The 2,310-nt window shown below is 65.3% G+C and carries 2 protein-coding genes and 1 pseudogene; all 3 read left to right on the forward strand.

The annotated features are described in order from the left end of the window. Positions 1–436 precede the first annotated feature (436 nt). Positions 437–1,167: pseudogene (locus tag AHiyo1_RS00865) on the forward strand (HAD family hydrolase). Between the two features lie 164 nt (positions 1,168–1,331). Next, on the forward strand, positions 1,332–1,478 hold the full coding sequence (locus AHiyo1_RS24345) for a hypothetical protein (protein WP_172465461.1): 147 nt from the start codon (positions 1,332–1,334) through the stop codon (positions 1,476–1,478). A gap of 363 nt (positions 1,479–1,841) precedes the next feature. Continuing rightward, on the forward strand, positions 1,842–2,310 hold a 469-nt coding region (locus AHiyo1_RS00875; RefSeq protein ID WP_216363114.1), incomplete at its 3' end, for a transposase.

Consider the following 2,310-nt stretch of genomic DNA (forward strand, 5'->3'; position numbering starts at 1 on the left):
CGCCAGGGCCTGGAGTTCATCGGAGGTGGGCGGCACTTCGACGCGGCCGTCCAGCTTCCGGGAGTCGATGCTTGCGACCTGGCCGCGGATCCGTTCGACCTGGCGCAGGGAGCCCTCGGGGGACGGTGAATCAGCGCACTGGCAAGCCATACCTATCCCCTGGTTATGCGCCGGCCATGAGGGCGGCATGGCGCATCAGGGCCCTGTGCATCTCCAGCACCGTGGTGCTCTCCAGCGAGTCGGCGGCTGCCAGGGCCGCACGGATGTTTCTCTCATCTATCCTCAAACATGGAGCGCAGGAAGAGCTCGAATCTGAAACACCCTGGCATGCGATGACGCCAGCCGGTCCCGTGACCGGTCCTATCGGTTGCCGAGAGACTCGCCTGCAAGCACCGGCGAGCACCACCTGACCTTTCCCCATCCGAAAGGAAAATTCATGATCGACCTTCCCACCGGCTCAAGCTGGAGCGGCACGTCAGCCATCCTTTTTGATCTCGACGGTGTCTTGACACCCACCGCGATCGTGCACGAGCGCGCGTGGCAGGACCTCTTCGACGGATTCCTGCGCTCGGTCCCCGGGGCGGCGCCTTACCGCGAAAGCGACTACTTCTATTACATCGACGGCAAGCCCCGGTTCGACGGGGTCCGGGACTTTCTGGCCTCACGCGATATCGTCCTGCCGGAAGGCCCGCTGGACGACGATCCTGCCCACGACACTGTCCATGGGCTGGGGAACCGCAAGAACAAGGTCTTCAAGGACATCATCGAGGTCGGCGGAGTGAGGCCGTACGAGGGGTCCGTGAGGTTCATCGAGGCCGCGCTGGCCAGGGGGCTGAAGCTCGCTGTCGTTTCCTCCTCCCGCAACGCCGCGACGGTGCTCAAGGCCGCGGGGCTGTCGGACTATTTCCCGGTGGTGGTGGACGGTGTCGTCGCTGTCGCGGAAGGATTGCCCGGCAAGCCCAGCCTGCAAGCTATGAATACGCTGCGGGGCTGCTGGGCGTGCCCAGCGAAGAGTGCGTCGTGGTCGAGGACGCCGTCTCCGGTGTCCAGGCCGGAAGCGCGGGGAGCTTCCACTCGGTGATCGGCGTGGACAGGGGAGCGGGCCGGCAGAGGCTGCTGGACGCCGGCGCCACCCTCGTGGTCAACGACCTCGCCGAACTGCTCTGACTCTTCCGCGCACCGCTCACTCCGCAACGTCGACCGCAGCACGACACCTGCCGAAGGAACCCCAACCATGGGTCTCATCACCTCGGACCCGCGCCCGGTTCCCCACGATCCCTGGCAGCTGGTCGAGACCGTCCACCTGCCCGGGAACGCCGAAGGCATCGGAAATGTCTGTGCTGGCTCGTCTGCTCCAGCTGAACCTCCCGGGGGTCCTTCTGGTGGATGATCTCTCCCGCGGCTGTGGCACGGCGGACTTGCTGAAGGTGGCGTTGAGCCAGAGGCGTGATGCGGCGAGGGTGATCGCTGCGAAGTAGTTCCGGGAACGATGGGAGACGATGGTAGGCGCTGCACCACGGCGTCGCTCTGCGGTAATGCGTGCTGGGTCGAGGGCAAGTCACGCCGCCGGAATCTGTCCTTGGCGGGACGCCGGCACGTGCCATGCTGGAGGCGTTCCGGACGGCCTTGTTTGGCCATCCGCGCAATTTCCTGCGCGCCGAACCCCGGGCCATGGGCCTGTGCTGTCGTGATCCGAGGTCAATCGGAAAGCCGGAAAAGCCGGCCTCGGGCACTTTCTGCCCGATTGATGCCTTTTCGAGCCTGTCGCAGAATGGCGTGTCCCAGCCCGGGCGGTGACGACGGTCCTGGGAGAATCGGGTATGGCTCGGAGTTATCGTCCTGTGCGGCGTGATCAGGTGTTTCTGCTTCCGCCGGATATGCGGGACTGGCTGCCCGAAGATCATCTCGTCTGGCTTGTCATCGAGATCGTCGAGACGCTTGATGTTTCATCTTTCGAAGCGTCCCGGCGGCGGGGTGGGGTCGGCGCCGCCGGATACGATCCACGGATGCTCCTGGGGCTGCTGGTCTATGCGTACTGCCGTGGCGTGCGGTCCTCGCGTCAGGTCGAGCGGCTATGCCACACGGACATTGCATTCAAAGTGGCGTGCGCTGGCGATGTACCAGACCACGCGACGATTGCGAGGTTCCGTGCCGTGTCCGAGGAAGCGTTCGCCGGGTTATTTGCGCAGGTGCTGCTGATCGCCGCACGGGCGGGGCTTGCCCGGTTCGGGACGATCGCGATCGACGGGACGAAGATCCCCGCCAACGCGTCCATCGACGCGAACCGGGGCCGGGAATGGTTCGACCAGC

The organism is Arthrobacter sp. Hiyo1 (assembly GCF_001263615.2).
Lineage (GTDB): Bacteria > Actinomycetota > Actinomycetes > Actinomycetales > Micrococcaceae > Arthrobacter.